The 18,391-nt window shown below is 73.4% G+C and carries 18 protein-coding genes; 8 read left to right on the top strand and 10 right to left on the bottom strand.

The features are described 5' to 3' along the window. Positions 1-9: 9 nt before the first annotated feature. Positions 10-270 carry a DUF397 domain-containing protein gene (locus J116_RS09465; RefSeq protein WP_317135519.1) on the top strand — a complete coding sequence of 87 codons (261 nt, stop codon included), beginning with the start codon at positions 10-12 and terminating at the stop codon, positions 268-270. A 70-nt stretch (positions 271-340) separates the two neighbouring features. After that, positions 341-1,282 carry an XRE family transcriptional regulator gene (locus J116_RS09460; protein ID WP_139140471.1) on the top strand — a complete coding sequence of 314 codons (942 nt, stop codon included), beginning with the start codon at positions 341-343 and terminating at the stop codon, positions 1,280-1,282. Between the two features lie 140 nt (positions 1,283-1,422). On the opposite strand, the gene J116_RS09455 is transcribed toward J116_RS09460, so the two are convergent. Beyond that, entirely contained in the window at positions 1,423-1,773 is a 351-nt protein-coding gene (locus J116_RS09455; RefSeq protein WP_037946595.1) for a hypothetical protein, read from the bottom strand. Between the two features lie 284 nt (positions 1,774-2,057). On the opposite strand from J116_RS09455, the gene J116_RS09450 reads away from it, so the two are divergent. Beyond that, a complete protein-coding gene (locus tag J116_RS09450; RefSeq protein WP_023586848.1) occupies positions 2,058-2,648 on the top strand; it encodes a PH domain-containing protein in 591 nt (196 codons plus the stop codon). A 55-nt stretch (positions 2,649-2,703) separates the two neighbouring features. On the opposite strand, the gene J116_RS09445 is transcribed toward J116_RS09450, so the two are convergent. The 3 genes from J116_RS09445 to J116_RS09435 form a co-directional block, all read right to left on the bottom strand. Further along, the gene (locus tag J116_RS09445) at positions 2,704-4,374 is read right to left on the bottom strand and encodes a phospho-sugar mutase (protein ID WP_023586847.1); all 1,671 of its coding nucleotides are present in this window, start codon (positions 4,372-4,374) and stop codon (positions 2,704-2,706) included. Positions 4,375-4,571: 197 nt separating this feature from the next. Further along, positions 4,572-5,396 (bottom strand): purine-nucleoside phosphorylase, encoded by an 825-nt coding sequence (locus tag J116_RS09440; protein ID WP_023586846.1) that lies wholly within the window; start codon positions 5,394-5,396, stop codon positions 4,572-4,574. 206 nt (positions 5,397-5,602) lie between these two features. Then, entirely contained in the window at positions 5,603-6,040 is a 438-nt protein-coding gene (locus J116_RS09435; protein WP_023586845.1) for a gamma-glutamylcyclotransferase, read from the bottom strand. Positions 6,041-6,488: 448 nt separating this feature from the next. Between J116_RS09435 and J116_RS09430 the strand changes: the two genes are divergently transcribed. Next, a complete protein-coding gene (locus J116_RS09430; RefSeq protein ID WP_023586844.1) occupies positions 6,489-7,928 on the top strand; it encodes an NAD(P)H-quinone dehydrogenase in 1,440 nt (479 codons plus the stop codon). 224 nt (positions 7,929-8,152) lie between these two features. Continuing rightward, positions 8,153-9,073, top strand: coding sequence for a DeoR/GlpR family DNA-binding transcription regulator (locus J116_RS09425; protein WP_023586843.1), 921 nt, complete (start codon positions 8,153-8,155; stop codon positions 9,071-9,073). Between the two features lie 61 nt (positions 9,074-9,134). On the opposite strand, the gene J116_RS09420 is transcribed toward J116_RS09425, so the two are convergent. Both J116_RS09420 and J116_RS09415 read right to left on the bottom strand, forming a co-directional pair. Beyond that, positions 9,135-9,698 carry a TetR/AcrR family transcriptional regulator gene (locus J116_RS09420; protein WP_023586842.1) on the bottom strand — a complete coding sequence of 188 codons (564 nt, stop codon included), beginning with the start codon at positions 9,696-9,698 and terminating at the stop codon, positions 9,135-9,137. 305 nt (positions 9,699-10,003) lie between these two features. After that, positions 10,004-11,767, bottom strand: a complete 1,764-nt coding sequence (locus tag J116_RS09415) for an acetyl/propionyl/methylcrotonyl-CoA carboxylase subunit alpha (protein ID WP_028963872.1) — start codon at positions 11,765-11,767, stop codon at positions 10,004-10,006. A gap of 345 nt (positions 11,768-12,112) precedes the next feature. Here J116_RS09415 and J116_RS09410 point away from each other — a divergent pair, with 345 nt between their 5' ends. Further along, a complete protein-coding gene (locus tag J116_RS09410; protein WP_037946592.1) occupies positions 12,113-12,580 on the top strand; it encodes a hypothetical protein in 468 nt (155 codons plus the stop codon). 14 nt (positions 12,581-12,594) lie between these two features. On the opposite strand, the gene J116_RS09405 is transcribed toward J116_RS09410, so the two are convergent. The 4 genes from J116_RS09405 to J116_RS09395 all read right to left on the bottom strand — a co-directional run bounded on the left by J116_RS09405 (position 12,595) and on the right by J116_RS09395 (position 16,103). Further along, positions 12,595-13,197 carry a Maf family protein gene (locus J116_RS09405; RefSeq protein ID WP_023586839.1) on the bottom strand — a complete coding sequence of 201 codons (603 nt, stop codon included), beginning with the start codon at positions 13,195-13,197 and terminating at the stop codon, positions 12,595-12,597. An 895-nt stretch (positions 13,198-14,092) separates the two neighbouring features. Next, positions 14,093-14,221, bottom strand: coding sequence for a morphogenic membrane protein MmpB (gene mmpB, locus J116_RS31230; RefSeq protein WP_023586838.1), 129 nt, complete (start codon positions 14,219-14,221; stop codon positions 14,093-14,095). A gap of 70 nt (positions 14,222-14,291) precedes the next feature. Beyond that, positions 14,292-14,504, bottom strand: coding sequence for an acyl-CoA carboxylase epsilon subunit (locus J116_RS09400; protein ID WP_023586837.1), 213 nt, complete (start codon positions 14,502-14,504; stop codon positions 14,292-14,294). Between the two features lie 9 nt (positions 14,505-14,513). Next, the gene (locus tag J116_RS09395) at positions 14,514-16,103 is read right to left on the bottom strand and encodes an acyl-CoA carboxylase subunit beta (RefSeq protein ID WP_023586836.1); all 1,590 of its coding nucleotides are present in this window, start codon (positions 16,101-16,103) and stop codon (positions 14,514-14,516) included. Between the two features lie 119 nt (positions 16,104-16,222). On the opposite strand from J116_RS09395, the gene J116_RS09390 reads away from it, so the two are divergent. Both J116_RS09390 and J116_RS09385 read left to right on the top strand, forming a co-directional pair. After that, on the top strand, positions 16,223-17,086 hold the full coding sequence (locus tag J116_RS09390; RefSeq protein WP_023586835.1) for a biotin--[acetyl-CoA-carboxylase] ligase: 864 nt from the start codon (positions 16,223-16,225) through the stop codon (positions 17,084-17,086). Between the two features lie 160 nt (positions 17,087-17,246). Beyond that, the gene (locus tag J116_RS09385; protein ID WP_023586834.1) at positions 17,247-18,386 is read left to right on the top strand and encodes an adenylate/guanylate cyclase domain-containing protein; all 1,140 of its coding nucleotides are present in this window, start codon (positions 17,247-17,249) and stop codon (positions 18,384-18,386) included. Positions 18,387-18,391 lie beyond the last annotated feature (5 nt).

Here is an 18,391-nt window from a genome sequence, read left to right as displayed (position 1 = left end):
CGGTTCATCATGTCCCGTGCCTGCGGGGCGGCTCCTTCGTCAGGTACGTACTGGGAGGGCGGAATGCGCGGGACCACTGACAACAGGCTGCCGGTTGAGTGGATCAAGAGCAGCTACAGCAGCAACGGCCCCGAAACGGACTGCGTCGAGGTCGCCGTGGCCTCCGGCGCCGTCCACGTCCGGGACTCCAAGGACTGTGACGGCGTTCGTCTGGTCGTTGCGCCGCGTGCCTGGGGCGGGTTTCTGGGGTACGCCGCCTCTGGCGGGTGACCGGTCGGCCGGTACCGCTTGTCCGGTGAAGGGGGACGGTCGCGTGTGGCGCAGGGAGCTTCTCCTCGGCTTGGCAGGTGCAGCCACCGGGGCGGTTCTCCCGGCTCCCGTACAGCGGGGACTTGCCGCCCTGGCGCCCAGCCCCTCGGCGGTCGCCGCAGTCGTGGACGCGTCCCAGCGGGAATTCGGCGCCTGCCGGTACGAGGCCCTGGCCAGGGCCCTGCCCCGCAGGATCGCCCTCGCGCAGGGTCTCGGCGACGGTGGGCGTCCCGAACAGGCGGCGAACGCGCTCGCCGCGCTCTACAGCACCGCCACCCGCTTGTGCATCAAGCTCGGTGACGACCGCCTGGCCGCTGTCACCGCCGACCGGGCCCTCACCGCGGCGCTTGGCGGAGCCGACGCCCTCACCGTGGCCGAAGCCCACCGCATGGTGTCCTCCGCCTGGCGCCGTCAAGGGCACCAAGCGCGTGCGACCGACGTCGCCATCGCCGCCGCGCGGCAGCTGGCCGCCGACCATACCTGTGACATGACCGAACGGCTCTCCGTGCAGGGCAACCTGTACGCCACCGCCGCGTACACCGCCGCCAAGCAGGGCGACCGGCACACGGCGCACGCCCTCATCGCCGAGGCCGAGGCGACCGCCGGGCAGCTCGGCCATGACGCGCGGCTCCGGGGCAGCGTCTTCGGCCCCGGCCAAGTGCTCCTGCACCGGATTTCCCTCAGTCACCCGCTCGGCGACGCCGGGCGGGCCGTCGAGTACGCCCGGCTCGTCGACCCCGCCGCGCTGCCGACCGCCGAGCGACGGGCACGGTACTGGATCGACGTGGCGCGCGCCTTCGACCAGTGGGGCAGGCCCGAGCGCTGCTACCGGGCCCTTCTGGCCGCCGAACGGGCCGCGCCGCAGGAAGTCCGGCGCGGCGCCGTCAGGGCCATGGCCGCCGGGCTGCTGCGCCACGACCGGGCCCTGCCCGGCGTACGCGCCTTCGCCCACCGCACCCGCGCTCTCACGTGAGCGGCGCCCCATCGGCGTAGGCGCCGATCCGGGTGCCGCTTCTTCACCTGCGCCTCACAGGCGCTGACCGGCCATGTCGCGGTACGGGGCCGGCATGGGCGACCGCCCTGACGCGGGCCGTTCAGTGCCCGTGGCGGTTGTCAGCAGGTGGCGGAGCTGGAGATGCGGATGCCCGTCAACGTGCCGCCGGACACGGTGAAGCTGCGCTGCGGGGCGATGCAGGTCGTCGTGCCGGTCGACCAGCGGATGTGGGCGACGTCGTCCCTGCGGGTGTTCTGGATGACCAGGTTCGGGCCGGACGGCCTGGACGGCAGGTTCTGCCAGGTGCTGGTGACGTCCTTGAACTGGCCGATCTTCACGCCGTTCTTGAAGAGGCAGACATACGGGTATGCGCAGCTGTCCGCCGCTGCCTTCACCGTGGCCGTCCCGGGCGACGCGTGGGCAGTGGCCTGCGCCGCGACGGAGACACCACCGGCCATGGCCAGAGACATCGCCACAGCTCCGAGGGTACGTACTGTCTTCACGCCTGACCCTTTCGTTTCGGAGACGTTCAGGGCTTGCATGCCGTACTCACGCATCCTCTGACAGGTCGCCGCCGTCTCCCAGACGCATATCGGTCAGCTCTGACCAATTCCGCCGAAGGCGCGGGATAGGGGCCGTCCCGGGCGCGTCGAGGAGAACGGCTGTCCGGGACGCGGGTGCGCCTGTGCGGCGGGAACCGGGAAGCGGACCCGGTGCTCCGGGGTCGTGGGGCGCGTGAGGCACAATCGGGCCCATGACGAGCCCTGAGCAGCCCGGAAAGTCCGGGAACCCTTCCGCGTCCGCCTCCGCCGACCGTGTCTACCGGTCGCCGATGGCCATGGTGGGCGGTGCGCTCCTGCTCGGCATCGGGCTGTGGATGGGCGGCGACGCCGTGTTCCGCGGCGACGGGCTCACGCCGTGGACCGCGCTCGCCGCGCTGCTGCTGGGCGTGCCGCTCGTCGTCGCGTTCACCTTCCGGCCCGCCGTCTACGCCAACGACGACCGGATGCTGATCCGCAACCCGTTCCGTACCGTCGTCCTGCCCTGGGCGACCGTCGCCGAGCTGAAGGCCACGTACTCCACCGAGGTCACCACGCAGGGCGGTGCCAAGTACCAGCTGTGGGCCGTGCCCGTCTCCATGCGGCAGCGCAAGCTCAACGTCCGCAGCGGAGGCAAGCAGCTCGTCGGCGCCGAGGCCACCGTCGAGGAGCTGCGGACCCTCGCCAAGCAGAACGCCATCCGGCCCGCCGCCAAGGGCGAGCCCGAACTGCGCTGGGCGTACGAGGTCATCGCGCCCGCCGCGGTGGGTCTGGTGGCCCTGAGCGTGCTGCTCGCCCTGCGGTGAGACGCGGAAGGGGTGCCGGGACAGATCCCGGCACCCCTTTTCGTGCCCGTACGGGTCAGATGCCCGCCGCCGCCCCCAGGTCCCGCTTCAGGTCCTGGAGGATCCGCGTCGCCCGCGCCCGCGCGTCCGGCAGCGACGCGGCGTCCGCGACCGGGACGATGACCTCCAGGTAGCACTTCAGCTTCGGCTCGGTACCGCTCGGCCGGACGATGATCCGCGCCTCGTACTCACCCTCCAGGTAGTACCGCAGCCCGTCCGTCGGCGGCAGGTCGCCCGCGCCCCGCGCCAGGTCCTCCGCCCGCGCCACCCGCAGGCCCGCCAGCTCCGACGGCGGCGCCTCCCGCAGCCGGCGCATCGCGTCGGCGATCACGCCCAGGTCCTGGACGCGGACCGACAGCTGGTCCGTGGCGTGCAGGCCGTGCTCGACAGCCAGGTCGTCCAGCAGGTCCGACAGCGTACGGCCCCGCTCCTTCAGCTCCGACACGAGCTCCGCCACCAGCAGTGCCGCCGTGATGCCGTCCTTGTCGCGTACGCCCTCGGGGTCGACGCAGTAGCCGAGCGCCTCCTCGTAGCCGTACCGCAGGCCCTCGACGCGGGCGATCCACTTGAAGCCCGTCAGGGTCTCCGCGTGGCCCACACCGGCCGCCGCGGCGATCCGGCCCAGCAGCGACGACGACACGATCGACTCCGCGAACACGCCCTTCGCGCCCTTGCGCACCAGGTGCTCCGCCAGCAGCGCGCCCACCTCGTCGCCGCGCAGCATCCGCCACCCGGCCTCGGCCGACGCGTCCGGCACGGCCACCGCGCAGCGGTCCGCGTCCGGGTCGTTCGCGATCACGATGTCCGGCCGCGCCTCCCGCGCCTTCGCGAACGCCAGGTCCATCGCCCCCGGCTCCTCCGGGTTCGGGAACGCCACCGTCGGGAACGCCGGGTCCGGCTCCGCCTGCTCCTCGACCAGCACCGGCGCCTCGAAGCCCGCCCGGGCGAACGCCGCCAGCACCACGTCCTTGCCGACGCCGTGCATCGCCGTGTACACGACCCGCGCGGTACGCGGCGTCCCCGGCGTCAGCACCTTGTCCGTACGGGCCAGGTACGCGTCCAGCACCTCGTCGCCGAGGGTCTCCCAGCCGCTCTCCGCGCGCTCCACGTCCGCCAGCGACCGCACGGCGGCGATCTCGGCGGCGATCTCCGCGTCCGCGGGCGGCACGATCTGCGACCCGTCGCCCAGGTACACCTTGTAGCCGTTGTCGCGGGGCGGGTTGTGGCTCGCGGTCACCTCGACGCCCGCGACGGCGCCCAGGTGCCTTATGGCGTACGCGAGGACCGGCGTCGGCAGCGGACGCGGCAGCAGCGCCGCCCGCAGGCCCGCCGCCACCATCACGGCGGCCGTGTCATGGGCGAAGTCCGCCGACTTGTAGCGGGCGTCGTAGCCGATCACGACGAGGCCGTCCGCCTGGCCCTTCGCCCGGAGGTACGCGGCCAGGCCCGCCGCCGCGCGGATGACGACCGAGCGGTTCATCCGCATGGGCCCCGCGCCCAGCTCGCCGCGCAGCCCGGCCGTACCGAACTGCAGCGTGCCGGCGAAACGGGCGGCCAGCTCGTCCAGGTCCCGGTCGGCGAGGAGCCGCGCCAGTTCCTCGCGGGTCTCCTCGTCCGGGTCCTCGGCCAGCCACGCCTCCGCCTGCGCGATGAGGTCCTGCTGGTCCTGCCGCGGGTTCTGCTGCACGGGGTCTGCCTCTCTGGTGTCGTCGTGCGCGGGGCGGGGCGGGTGTCCGGGCGCCCGCGCGGTCGGGGTGCGGGGGGACTGGTACCCCGTGCCCGCCCGGAGGTGTCATCGGGTGACCCTCCGTACGGCCGCCGGGGCACGTCCGTACGGCCGCGCCGCCACCCTCAGGGGGTCCGGCACGGCCGCGGCGGGACGCGTCAGATGCGCTCCAGCACGCGCGTGAGCAGCTCGCCCATCCGCGCGGCCGAGTCGCGGCCCGCCTGGAGGACCTCCTCGTGGTTCAGCGGCTCACCCGAAAGGCCCGCGGCCAGATTGGTGACGAGGGAGATGCCGAGGACCTCCGCGCCCGCCTCGCGCGCCGCGATGGCCTCCAGGACGGTGGACATGCCGACCAGGTCGCCACCGAGGACGCGGACCATGTTGATCTCGGCCGGGGTCTCGTAGTGCGGGCCGGGGAACTGGACGTAGACGCCCTCCTCCAGGGACGGGTCCACCTCCTTGCACATGGCGCGCAGACGCGGCGAGTACAGGTCCGTCAGGTCCACGAAGTTCGCGCCCTCGATCGGGGAGGCCGCGGTGAGGTTGATGTGGTCGCTGATGAGGACCGGCTGGCCGGGGCGCATGCCCTCGCGCAGACCGCCACAGCCGTTGGTCAGGACGACGGTCCCGCAGCCCGCGGCGACGGCGGTGCGCACGCCGTGGGCGACGGCGGCGACGCCACGGCCCTCGTAGAAGTGCGTACGGCCGAGGAACACCAGCGCGCGCTTCTCGCCCACGCGGTACGAGCGGATGCGGCCGCCGTGGCCCTCCACGGCCGGCGGCGGGAAGCCCGGCAGCTCGGTGACCGGGAACTCGGCATCGGGGGCGCCGAGCGCGTCGGCGGCCGGGGCCCAGCCGGAGCCCATCACGAGGGCGACGTCGTGGTTCTCGGCGCCCGTCAGCTCGCGCAGGCGCGCGGCGGCGGCCTGGGCGGCGGTGCGGGGGTCGTCCTGGCGGTGGTCCGGGGTAACAGATGCGTTCACGCGGATGAGGGTAACCCGTACGGGCCTACGCGCGTAGATGACAGGGCCTACGGTGTTCGTATCGTTGTCTTGTCGCTTTCCACGAACCGGCTGGTCGGGGGCGTGGGAGGGGCGGGCCGCTCGCCGTCGGGGGCGGGCCGGCGCGGGGGCATTCCGCTCCTGCGGGGCGCGCGTCGGCAGGGCGGACCGGCCGCCCGGCGGGCTCGTCAGCAGGGGCGCTTGCGCAGTTCCATGACGTAGTCGTGGGGGGCGCCCGCGGACTCGGCCGCGTCGGCGATCTCGCCCAGGTAGCGGGCGGAGGGGAGGCCGCCCTCGTAGCCGTTGAGGACGTACACCCAGGCGGGCTCCTCGCCGTCCAGGGTGTGCACGCGGACCCGCATGCGGCGGTAGATGTCGAGGCCGACGCCCTCCCAGCGGTCCATGGAGTCCTCGTCCATGGGAGCGACGTCGTACAGGGCGACGAAGACCTGCGAGCGCGGGGCCTCCACGATGGTGGCGAGCGCTCCCTCCCAGCCCATCTGCTCCCCGCCGAACGTGAGCCGCCAGCCGTTCAGCCAGCCCGTGCCGCGCAGGGGGGAGTGGGGGGCGCGGCGGGTCATCAGCCGCGCGTCGAGGTTGCCGGCGTACGCGGCGTAGAGCGACATGGTCTCGAGGGTACGGGAGGCTCCGCCCCGCGTGCCTCCCTTACCCCGCACGGGGCTCCGCCCCCGGTGCCCCGGTACGACCCCGGCCGCCCCGCCCGGCCTGCGGCTTCGCCCCGACCGCGAGAGCGGACGGGTGGGCACGGCGGACCTGCGGGGCGCCACGCCCCGCGCCTGCCGCACTGGTGGGCAGAGCCGGGGGGGGGGTGGACGTTCCGTAGGGGGCCGGGGGCCGTAGGGGGGTGTGTCCCCGTAGGGCTCATGGGCGTGCCCCGTGGGAAGGGGCCCGGACCCCCGGGGTGAGTGGGGGGTGGGGGTGCGGGAGAATGTCGGTGGATCGAACAGTGCGGGACAATGACGTACGTACTCCCATCCCATGAGGACAATCCCGACCCCGCTGGGCCCACCCGTCCGCGGGGTCGCCGTGACGAGAGCGCGAGGCGTAACCCCAGTGACCCGGATCGTGATCATCGGTGGCGGACCCGGCGGATACGAGGCGGCCCTGGTGGGCGCCCAGCTCGGCGCGGAGGTGACCGTCGTGGACTGCGACGGCCTCGGCGGAGCGTCCGTCCTGACCGACTGCGTCCCTTCCAAGACCCTCATCGCGACCGCCGAGGTCATGACGACCTTCGACTCCTCCTACGAGGAGCTGGGCATCATCGTGGCGGACGACACCCCCCACGTGGAGCAGGCCGCCCGCGTCGTCGGCGTCGACCTCGGCAAGGTCAACCGGCGGGTGAAGCGCCTCGCGCTCGCCCAGTCGCACGACATCACCGCCTCCGTCACCCGCGCGGGCGCCCGCGTCATGCGCGGCCGGGGCCGGCTCGACGGTGCGCAGGACCTCGACGGCTCCCGCCGCGTCGTCGTCACCGCGGCGGACGGCACCGAGGAGATCCTCACCGCCGACGCCGTGCTCATCGCGACCGGCGGCCACCCCCGCGAGATCCCCGACGCGCAGCCCGACGGCGAGCGCATCCTCAACTGGACGCAGGTCTACGACCTCGACGAGCTGCCCGAGGAGCTCATCGTGGTCGGCTCCGGTGTGACCGGCGCCGAGTTCGCGGGCGCCTACCAGGCGCTCGGCTCCCGCGTCACGCTGGTCTCATCGCGCGACCGCGTGCTGCCCGGCGAGGACCCGGACGCGGCGGCCGTGCTGGAGGACGTGTTCCGGCGCCGCGGCATGAACGTCATGGCCCGCTCCCGCGCGCAGTCCGCCAAGCGCGTCGGCGACCGCGTGGAGGTCACCCTCGCCGACGGCCGCGTCATCTCCGGTACGCACTGCCTCATGGCGGTCGGCGCCATCCCCAACACGGCCGGCATGGGCCTGGAGGAGGCGGGCGTACGCCTCAAGGACTCCGGCCACATCTGGACCGACAAGGTGTCCCGCACGTCCGCGCCCGGCGTGTACGCGGCCGGCGACGTGACCGGCGTGTTCGCCCTCGCGTCGGTCGCCGCCCAGCAGGGCCGTATCGCGATGTACCACTTCCTCGGCGAGACGGTCGCGCCGCTCGACCTGAAGACCGTCTCCTCGAACGTCTTCACCGACCCCGAGATCGCCACCGTCGGCTACACGCAGGCCGACGTGGACGCCGGGAAGATCGACGCCCGCGCCGTCAAGCTGCCGCTGCTGCGCAACCCGCGCGCGAAGATGCAGGGCATCCGGGACGGCTTCGTCAAGATCTTCTGCCGTCCGGGCACGGGCATCGTCGTCGGCGGCTGCGTCGTCGCCCCGCGCGCGAGCGAACTGATCCACCCCATCTCGATCGCGGTCGACAACAACCTGACGGTCGAGCAGATCGCGAACGCGTTCACCGTGTACCCGTCCCTTTCGGGCTCGATCGCCGAAGTGGCGCGGCAGCTGCACACACGGAAGACCACCGCCGAGGCGTGAGTCCGCGACGGCCGGGCGCCGCCGGGGGACAACCCCCGGCAACCCCCGGCAAGTCGGGACATCGAGCGGTCAGGGATCGCTCACATACGGGGTCGCCTATAGCACTTGGCGGCCCCGTCTGTTCGTAAATTCTCGGAATCGGCCCATACGCCTGCAAAGTGTCGGCGGCTGGGGTTACTGTCAGTTTCGTGTTCGCTGCAGAACGTCGTCAGTTGATCCTTGAAATGGTGCGTGCCAACGGGGCGGTATCGCTCCGGGAGCTCGCCCGCGTCGTCCAGACCTCCGAAGTGACCGTGCGGCGTGACGTGCGGGCGCTGGAGGCCGAAGGACTCCTCGACCGCCGCCACGGCGGGGCGGTGCTGCCGGGCGGGTTCACCCGCGAGTCCGGCTACCCGCACAAATCCCATCTCGCCACGGCGGAGAAGACCGCCATCGCCGACGTCGCCGCCGGTCTCGTCCAGGAGGGCGAGGCGATCGTCGTCGGCGCCGGTACGACGACGCAGGAGCTGGCCCGGCGCCTCGCCCGCGTCCCCGGCCTGACCGTGGTGACCAACTCCCTGCTGGTCGCCCAGGCCCTCGCGCACGCCAACCGCGTCGAGGTGGTCATGACCGGCGGCACGCTGCGCGGCTCCAACTACGCGCTGGTCGGCAGCGGCGCCGAGCAGTCCCTGCACGGGCTGCGCGTGTCGCGGGCCTTCCTGTCCGGCGCGGGGCTCACCGCCGAGCGCGGCCTCTCCACGTCCAACATGCTGTCCGCGAGCGTGGACCGGGCGCTGGTGCAGGCGGCGGCGGAGGTCGTGGTCATCGCCGACCACAACAAGCTCGGCACGGACACGATGTTCCAGACCGTGCCCACGCACATGATCACGCGCCTGGTGACGGACGAGCCGCCCGCGCACGACGACCGGGCCGCGATGGAGCTCCAGGCCCTCGCCGACCAGGGCGTCCAGATCACCGTCGCGGGCGGCGGCCCCGGCACGTCCGCCGCCGCGAGCACCCGGCAGGCCCGCCAGCACCGGCGGGACGTCCCGCTGCCCGGCCAGCGCGGCACCCGCCACCCCGGCGGCCCCCAGCTCCGCAGCGCCCCCCTGCCGCAGGACGCCCAGGAGCGCCAGGCCCGCGTCGCCGACCTGCGACGGCGCTGAGGCCCTGCCGGGTCCCGCGTGGGCCGAGGGCTCAAGGCCCCCGCGCCCCGGCGCCGTACGGTCAGGGCTTCAGGCCGCGCAGGGTCAGGGTGAGGAGCCGGTCCGCCAGGGCCTCGTCGTCCGGGTTCTGCTCGGCCGCCAGCGCTATCGCGTTCGTCAGCTGCAACAGGTCGCCGATCGACACGTCCCGCCGTACCGCCCCGGCCTCCTGCGCCCGGGTGAGCAGACGGGCGCCCGCCTCGCGCAGAGGGTCGTTGCACTGCGACAGGGCCGAACTGGGGTCGTACGACGCCGACATCAGCGCCCGCGCCAGGCCCCGGTACTCACCCGCGTGGGTGACGATCGCCCGCAGCCACTCCACCAGCGCCGTACACGGCTCGTCCGCCGCCGCCAGCTCCCGGGAGCGGGCCAGCAGAGCCGTCACGGCGTCCTGGAACACGGCGTTCATCAGCGCGTGCCGGTTCGGGAAGTGGCGGTACAGCGTGCCGATGCCCACGCCGGCGCGCCGCGCGATGTCCTCCAGCGCCGCGTCCGTACCGTGCTCGGCGAAGGCCGCCCGCGCGACGCGCAGCAGCCGCTCGTGGTTGCGGCGGGCGTCGGCACGCATGGGCCTGGTCGTCGTCATCCCGCGCTCCTCCCTCGTCCCTCCAGCATGCCATCGCGCACGAGGAGCCCGTGGCGAGGACGGGGACCCCGCCGTTCCCGGGCCGTGAGGCCATGCCCCGGCGGCCCGCAGGGGACGCCGCGCCAAGACCCGTGCGCCCCCACCGCTCCGGGGCCGTGAGGGCCTGCCAGGAGCCCCGTAAGGGATGCCGTGCCGGGCCCCGTGCGCCTGCCGCGCGGTCCGTACGGGTTCCGGGACCGCCCCTCATGGGCGAGGGCCCCGCCGGTCGGTCGACGGGGCCCTCGGGTACAGCGTACGGAAAAAGGTCAGTCCTTGATCTCGCAGATCGCGGCGCCCGACGTGACGGACGCGCCGACCTCGGCGTTCAGGCCCTTCACCGTGCCCGCGCGGTGCGCGTTCAGCGGCTGCTCCATCTTCATGGCCTCCAGGACGACGATCAGGTCGCCCTCGCTGACCTCCTGGCCCTCCTCGACGGCCACCTTCACGATGGTGCCCTGCATCGGGGAGGTCAGCGTGTCGCCGGACGCGGCCGACGCGGCCTTCTTCTTCGCGCGGCGCTTCGGGCGGGCGCCCGCCGCCAGACCCGTACGGGCCAGGCTCATGCCGAGCGACGACGGCAGCGACACCTCCAGGCGCTTGCCGCCCACCTCGACGACGACGGTCTCGCGGCCCGTCTCCTCGTCCTCCGCCTCGGCGTCGGCCGGAGCGGCGAACGGCTTGATCTCGTTGACGAACTCCGTCTCGATCCAGCGCGTGTGGATCTTGAACGGGCCCTCGGCCGGGGCGAACGCCGGGTCCGCGACGACCGCGCGGTGGAACGGGATGGCCGTGGCCATGCCCTCCACGCGGAACTCGGCCAGCGCGCGCCGCGCCCGCTCCAGCGCCTGCTGCCGGGTCGCGCCCGTGATGATCAGCTTCGCCAGCAGGGAGTCCCAGGCGGGGCCGATGACGCTGCCCGACTCGACACCGGCGTCCAGGCGGACACCCGGGCCGGACGGCGGGGCGAACGTGGTGACCGTGCCCGGCGCGGGCAGGAAGCCACGGCCCGGGTCCTCGCCGTTGATGCGGAACTCGAAGGAGTGGCCGCGGATCTCCGGGTCGCCGTAGCCGAGCTCCTCGCCGTCGGCGATGCGGAACATCTCGCGTACGAGGTCGATGCCCGTGACCTCCTCGGTCACCGGGTGCTCGACCTGGAGACGGGTGTTGACCTCCAGGAAGGAGATCGTGCCGTCGTTGCCGACGAGGAACTCGACGGTGCCCGCGCCGACGTAACCGGCCTCCTTCAGGATGGCCTTCGACGCCCGGTACAGCTCGGCGTTCTGCTCCTCGGTGAGGAACGGCGCCGGGGCCTCCTCCACCAGCTTCTGGTGGCGGCGCTGGAGGGAGCAGTCACGGGTCGAGACGACGACCACGTTGCCGTGCTGGTCGGCCAGGCACTGCGTCTCCACATGGCGCGGCCGGTCCAGGTACCGCTCCACGAAGCACTCGCCGCGGCCGAACGCCGCGACGGCCTCGCGGACCGCCGAGTCGTACAGCTCGGGCACCTCTTCCAGGGTGCGGGCGACCTTCAGACCGCGGCCGCCACCGCCGAACGCCGCCTTGATCGCGATCGGCAGGCCGTGCTCCCGGGCGAACGCGACGACCTCGTCGGCGCCGGACACCGGGTCGGGCGTGCCGGCCACCAGCGGAGCGCCGGCGCGCTGCGCGATGTGACGGGCCGCCACCTTGTCGCCCAGGTCCCGGATCGCCTGCGGCGGCGGGCCGATCCAGATCAGCCCGGCGTCGATGACGGCCTGGGCGAACTCCGCGTTCTCCGACAGGAAGCCGTAACCCGGGTGGACCGCGTCGGCCCCCGAGTCCTTGGCCGCCTGAAGCACCTTCGCGATGTCCAGATAGCTGGCCGCCGGGGTGTCACCGCCCAGGGCGAACGCCTCGTCCGCCGCACGGACGTGCAGGGCGTCCCGGTCCGGATCGGCGTAGACGGCTACGCTCGCGATCCCGGCGTCCCGGCAGGCACGGGCGACACGGACAGCGATTTCGCCACGGTTGGCGATGAGCACCTTGCGCACGATGGCTCCCTCCATTCCCAAAACACGCTGAGTTTAGGGACTGCCGACACGACGTTTCGACTGTTCCCCTGTCGTGAGGTTGCCCACACGGAGCGTGATACGAGGCCCGCTCAGACCTCGAAACCCCTTGTCCTGCCTCAGTACGCAGGGCTTCTTGACTGCACAGTAGCCGCGCGGTGTGGTCAAGGTCTCTGTTCCGGGGTCCAGCGGGGCGTCCCGTTTCTTTGTGGAGTCCCTACGAATGGGCGAATGATTCTTTGCCGCGTGGTCCTTCACCCTTGCCCAGGGGTTTACTCGTGAGTAGCCTGCGCGATGTCGTCCGTACCGCTGGTAACAGGGCAGGGGGTGTCTGTGGTGACCCGCAGACCGATAGCACTGACGGCCGGGGCCGTGCTGCTCGCCGAGGCGGTGGGCGCGGTGCTGCTGCACGGCGTGCTCGCGACGATCCAGTCCGGCCAGCGCATGTCCCTCGCGGGCCTCGACCCGGACATGATGGTCACCGGTACGTGGGTGATGGGCGGCGTCATGGGCGCGTACCTCGCCCTGTGCGGGGCCGTACTGCTCCGCGCGGGCGTCCGCCGCGCCGCGCCCGGCCGCTGGGGCCGCGTCCTGCTCGTCACCTGCGCGGTCACCCACGCGGTGCTCGGCGCGGTGGCCGTCGGACTCGTCGGGTGGGCGGCGTTCGCCTGGCTGATGGTGGTGATGGGGCTGGTGGTGCTGAGCCTGGTCGTGTACGGGCCCGGGGGCGCCGCGCCGGGCGGTGAGGGTGCCGAGGGCGACGGGTCCGCCGGGGAGGCCCCGCAGCCCGCCTGAGCCGCCTTTCGGGCTTACGCCCACAAGTCGGTGACGGCGACGTCCAGTTGGCGCAGCAGTCGTCGCAGGAGTGGCAGGGACAGGCCGATGACGTTGCCCGGGTCGCCGTCGATGCCGTCGATGAACGGCGCCGAGCGGCCGTCGAGCGTGAACGCGCCCGCCACGTTCAGCGGCTCCCCGCTCGCCACGTACGCGGCGATCTCCTCGTCCGTCGGGTCGCCGAACCGCACCAGCGTGGACGCCGTCGCGGACGCGTACCGCTTCGCCGCCGTGTCGTGCACGCAGTGCCCCGTCTGGAGGACGCCGACCCGGCCCCGCATGGCCTTCCAGCGGGCGACGGCCTCCTCCGAGTCGGCGGGCTTCCCGAGCGCCTGCCCGTCCAGCTCCAGGACCGAGTCGCAGCCGATCACCAGCGCGCCCGACACCTCGGGGCGGGCCGCCACCAGCGACGCCTTCGCCTCCGCCAGCGCGAGGGCCAGCTCGGCGGGGGTCGGGGCGGTCACCTTGCTCTCGTCGAAGCCGCTGACGACGACCTCGGGCGAGAGGCCGGCCTGACGCAGGAGGCCCAGGCGGGCGGGGGAGGCGGAGGCGAGGATGAGGCGGCGCTGAGGACTCATGGGCCCATCGTAAGCAAGCCCCCACACCCCGCGCCGCCCTGTCGCCGCGCCACCCTGCCGGCCCCCTCCTCCCCTGTGGCCGAGCCCCCGCGCGCCGCCCCGCGTGCCCGCGCCGCCCTGCGGGCCGCCCTTCTGCGGGCCCCCTGCCACGCGCCGCGCCGCGCCGCAGCGCATGCCGGGTCGTCCCGCGGGCTCTGTCCCCCTGGGGGCCCGCGCCCCCGCGGACTGCGGCCCCTGGGGGCCGGGCCTCCCACATCCTGTGGCACTGCCCGGATGGGCCCCGCGCGCCTTGAGGCCCGCCCGCTGGCGGCCGGAGTGCCCATCCCGTTGTGGGCAGGCGTCCCGCACGGCGATGGGGTCCCCCCTGGTCGAGCGAAGCCGAGACCTCGGGGGAGGGTGGGCACAACGGGCTGCCCTGCCCGGAGGGTTGCGCACGTGTGCGGTAGGCGCTGGGACCGGCACCCGGCAGGTCCGCTGTGCCCACCCGTTCCGCCCCTGGCGGACCAGCTGCCCACAGCGGAAGCGGCCCGCAGGGGGGACGCGGACCAGCACGGGCCCATGGCCCACAGTGCAGGGGCGCAGTCGCGGGCTCAGGGGCGTGTCGGGGTCGTCCGGGGCCACGGGAGGCGGGCGGGCCCCAGGGGTGGTGCCGGGCCGCCGGGATCGTGGCCGCCAGGGGGCGGCGCAGGCGGGGCAGGGGGCTGGGACGGGCGTGTGGCGGCGCCAGAGGCGGGAGCGCGGCCGTCAGGGGTGGTGCCGGGATGCTGGGGCGGAGCCCGCCAGGGGGTGCGGCCGCCGGCGAGGCAGGGGCCGTCGGGAGCGCGGGGCGCCAGGGACGGGGCCGGGTTGCCGGGGCGGGGCCCTCAGGGGGCGTGGCCGCGGGTGGTGCGGGGGGTCAGCGGAGGGCGGTGGAGAGGGTGGCCACCAGCATGGCCAGGGCCAGCAGCGTGCCGGCCCGGCGGAGCATGGCCTGCATGGCCCGCATCTCCTCGGGCGGTTCGTTCTCGGGGTCGGACCACAGCATCCTTCGATCCTGCGGACCCCGGGCGCGTCCCGCCTGAGTACGCGTACTCAGGCGGGACGCGCGGACGGGACTACGCCGGCCAGTAGCTCCGCGTCCAGGAGCGCGGGCCCGGGGACGGGGGCAGGCCCCGGGTGATGCGCGTGGGCGCCGACCAGGCCTCCGGGGTGCGGGGGTGCGCGCTCGTGGTTCCGGCCGCCGCCGTCGCCGCGGCGCGCGCCCGGACCACCGCCAGTGCGGCGGCCAGCTCCTCGGGGGTCGGGTTGCCCCGTACGACCTTGATCATCGAGGCTCCTTACAGGGGGATGTTGCCGTGCTTCTTCGGGGGCAGGTTTTCCCGCTTGGTCCGCAGCTGACGCAGCCCGCGCACGATCTGCGCCCGAGTCTCGGACGGCATGATCACCGCGTCGATGTAGCCGCGCTCCGCCGCCGTGTACGGGTTGAGCAGCGTGTCCTCGTAATCCTGGATCAGCTGGGCCCGCAGCGCCTCGCGCTCGTCGTCGGGGGCCGCCGCGATGGCGCGGCGGTGCAGGATGTTCACCGCGCCCTGCGCGCCCATGACGGCGATCTGCGCGGTCGGCCACGCCAGGTTCAGGTCGGCGCCCAGGTGCTTGGAGCCCATCACGTCGTACGCGCCGCCGAACGCCTTGCGCGTGATGACCGTGATGAGCGGGACGGTCGCCTCCGCGTACGCGTAGATCAGCTTCGCGCCGCGCCGGATGATCCCGCCGTACTCCTGGTCCACGCCGGGCAGGAAGCCCGGCACGTCCACGAAGGTCAGGACCGGGATGTTGAACGCGTCGCAGGTGCGCACGAACCGCGCCGCCTTCTCGCTCGCGTTGATGTCGAGGCAGCCCGCGAACTGCATCGGCTGGTTGGCGACGATGCCCACAGGGAAGCCCTCGACACGGCCGAAACCGGTGACGATGTTCGGCGCGAACATGCCCTGGGTCTCCAGGAACTCGCCGTCGTCCAGGACGTGCTCGATGACCGTGTGGATGTCGTACGGCTGGTTCGCGGAGTCCGGGACCAGCGTGTCCAGCTCACGGTCCTCGTCCGTGAGGGCGAGGTCCGCCTCCTCCGGGAACGACGGCGGCTCCGACAGGTTGTTGGACGGCAGGTACGACAGCAGCGACTTCACGTACTCGACGGCGTCCTTCTCGTCCGCCGCCATGTGGTGCGCCACGCCCGACGTCGTGTTGTGGGTGCGGGCGCCGCCCAGCTCCTCGAAACCGACGTCCTCGCCGGTCACCGTCTTGATGACGTCGGGGCCCGTGATGAACATGTGGGACGTCCGGTCCACCATCACCGTGAAGTCGGTGATCGCCGGGGAGTACACGGCGCCGCCCGCGCAGGGGCCGACGACCAGGCTGATCTGCGGGATCACTCCGGACGCGTGGGTGTTGCGGCGGAAGATCTCGCCGTACATGCCGAGCGCGCTCACGCCCTCCTGGATGCGGGCGCCGCCGGAGTCGTTGATGCCGATGACCGGGCAGCCGGTCTTCAGCGCGAAGTCCATCACCTTGATGATCTTCTGGCCGAACGTCTCGCCCAGCGCCCCGCCGAAGACGGTGAAGTCCTGCGAGAACACCGCCACCGGGCGGCCGTCCACCGTCCCGTAGCCGGTGACGACTCCGTCGCCGTACGGACGGTTCTTCTCCAGGCCGAAGTTGGTGGACCGGTGCCTCGCGAACTCGTCCAGTTCCACGAAGGAGTCCTCGTCCAGGAGGAGGGCGATCCGCTCGCGGGCCGTGAGCTTGCCCTTGGCGTGCTGCTTCTCGACGGCACGCTCGGAACCCGCGTGCGTCGCCTCCTCGATACGGCGCTGCAGATCCGCGAGCTTCCCCGCGGTCGTGTGAATGTCGATCTCTTGACGCTCGGACATCGGGATGCGGCTCCCTGCCTGGTCAGGTGTGGTCACGGGCTCGTTGGCTACTGGCCCGTAGCGTATCGGCGGCGATGCCGTTCGGCAGTGCGGTGTTTGCCACACCTAGGCTGGGTTGCATGACGCCCTCTCATGGTCAAGGAACCGGCCCGGCGAGCCGCTGGAGCGACCTCGAACGGCCGCCGCTGGCCGCCCCCGCGCTGCGCCGCGCGCTGCTGCGGCCGGGCTCGCTGTGGACGTCCCTCGATCTCGTGCCCCGTACCGGCTCCACCAACACCGACCTGGCCACCCGCGCCGCCGAACTCCCCGAGGGCGCCGTCCTGGTCGCCGAGGAGCAGACCGCGGGGCGGGGCCGCCTGGACCGCGCCTGGTCCGCGCCCGCCCGGTCGGGCCTGTTCTTCTCGGTGCTCCTCAAGCCGGACGTGCCCGCCCGGCGCCTGGCGTGGCTGCCGCTGCTGACCGGTGTCGCCGTCGCGGCCGGGCTGGCCAGGTCCGCCGGGGTCGACACGGCGCTGAAGTGGCCCAACGACCTGCTGGTCACGGTCGGCGGCGAGGAGCGCAAGGCGGGCGGCATCCTCGCCGAGCGCGCCGGGGACCACGGCATCGTCGTCGGCGTCGGCCTCAACGTCACGCTGCGCGCCGACGAGCTGCCCGTGCCGACGGCCGGGTCGCTGGCCCTCGCCGACGCCGTGTGCACCGACCGCGACCCGCTGCTGCGGGCCGTGCTGCGGTCGGTCGACGAGTGGTACGGCCGCTGGACCGCCGCCGCGGGCGACCCCGCCGCGTCCGGGCTCCAGGAGGCGTACGCCGCGGGCTGCGCGACGCTCGGCAGGACCGTTCGGGCCGAGCTGCCCGGCGACCGGACGCTCACCGGGCGGGCCGCCGCCATCGACGGGGACGGGCGGCTCGTCGTGGCCCTCCCGGACGGCGCGCGGGAGGCGGTCGGCGCGGGCGACATCGTCCATCTGCGCCCGGTGGACTGAACGCTCCGGCTCTCCGGGACGTGAGCCAGGGCACACCTGCCGTATCGTTGAGGCGATCCGCCGGCCGGGTTCGCCGAGCTGGTCGCAAGGGGTCGATGCGGCGGGTCGGCGACAGAACGGCAGGCAGGGCAGTGCGTACGGATCGGGCAGGAGGCGGCCGGTGACCGTCGACGGCGAGAACGCGGGCGAACCGGAATACCCCACCCCCCACCATGTCGTCGATCACACGGCGGAGCCGACCGACAACCCCCTCGCCATCCGTCTGGAGCAGCTGATCCTCGGCGCCGAGCGGCGCTACACCCCCTTCCAGGCGGCCCGCACGGCCGGTGTCTCCATGGACCTCGCCGCCCGTTTCTGGCGGGCCATGGGCTTCCCCGACATCGGGCAGGCCAAGGCGCTGACCGAGGCGGACGTGCTGGCGCTGCGCCGCCTGGCCGGTCTCGTGGAGGCGGGGCTGCTGAGCGAGCCGATGGCCGTGCAGGTGGCGCGTTCCACGGGGCAGACGACGGCGCGGCTCGCGGAGTGGCAGATCGACTCGTTCCTGGAGGGACTGACCGAGCCGCCCGAGCCCGGCATGACCCGCACCGAGGTCACGTATCCGCTGGTGGAGCTGCTGCTGCCGGAGCTCCAGGAGTTCCTGGTGTACGTGTGGCGCAGGCAGCTCGCGGCGGCGACCGGGCGGGTCGTGCAGGCGGGGGACGACGAGGAGATGGTGGACCGGCGGCTCGCCGTGGGCTTCGCGGACCTCGTCGGCTTCACCCGGCTCACCCGGCGCCTTGAGGAGGAGGAGCTCGGCGAGCTGGTCGAGACGTTCGAGACGACCTGCGCCGACCTGGTCGCCGCGCACGGCGGGCGGCTCATCAAGACGCTGGGCGACGAGGTGCTGTTCGCCGCCGACGACGCCGGTACGGCCGCGGAGATCTCGCTGCGTCTCATCGAGACGCTGAAGGAGGACGCCACGATGCCCGCGCTGCGCGTCGGCATCGCCTTCGGCACGGTCACCACCCGGATGGGCGACGTGTTCGGTACGACGGTGAACCTGGCGAGCAGGCTCACCTCGATAGCGCCCAAGAACGCCGTCCTCGTGGACGGGGCCTTCGCCGAGGACCTGACCCGTACGGGCGAGGCGCCCGTGTCGGAGGCGCAGGCGGCGGAGGAGGCGGCCCGCGCGGAGAAGGAGGGCGCGACCCCGCCCTCGTACCGCTTCGCGCTCCAGCCGATGTGGCAGCGGCCCGTGCGCGGCCTCGGCGTCATCGAGCCCTGGATGCTGTCGCGGCGGGAGCCTAAGATCCCCGGGTAGACGAA

Origin of the sequence: Streptomyces thermolilacinus SPC6 (genome assembly GCF_000478605.2) — a bacterium.
In the GTDB taxonomy this organism is placed as follows: domain Bacteria; phylum Actinomycetota; class Actinomycetes; order Streptomycetales; family Streptomycetaceae; genus Streptomyces; species Streptomyces thermolilacinus.
This window is presented reverse-complemented; position numbering and strand designations above follow the sequence as displayed.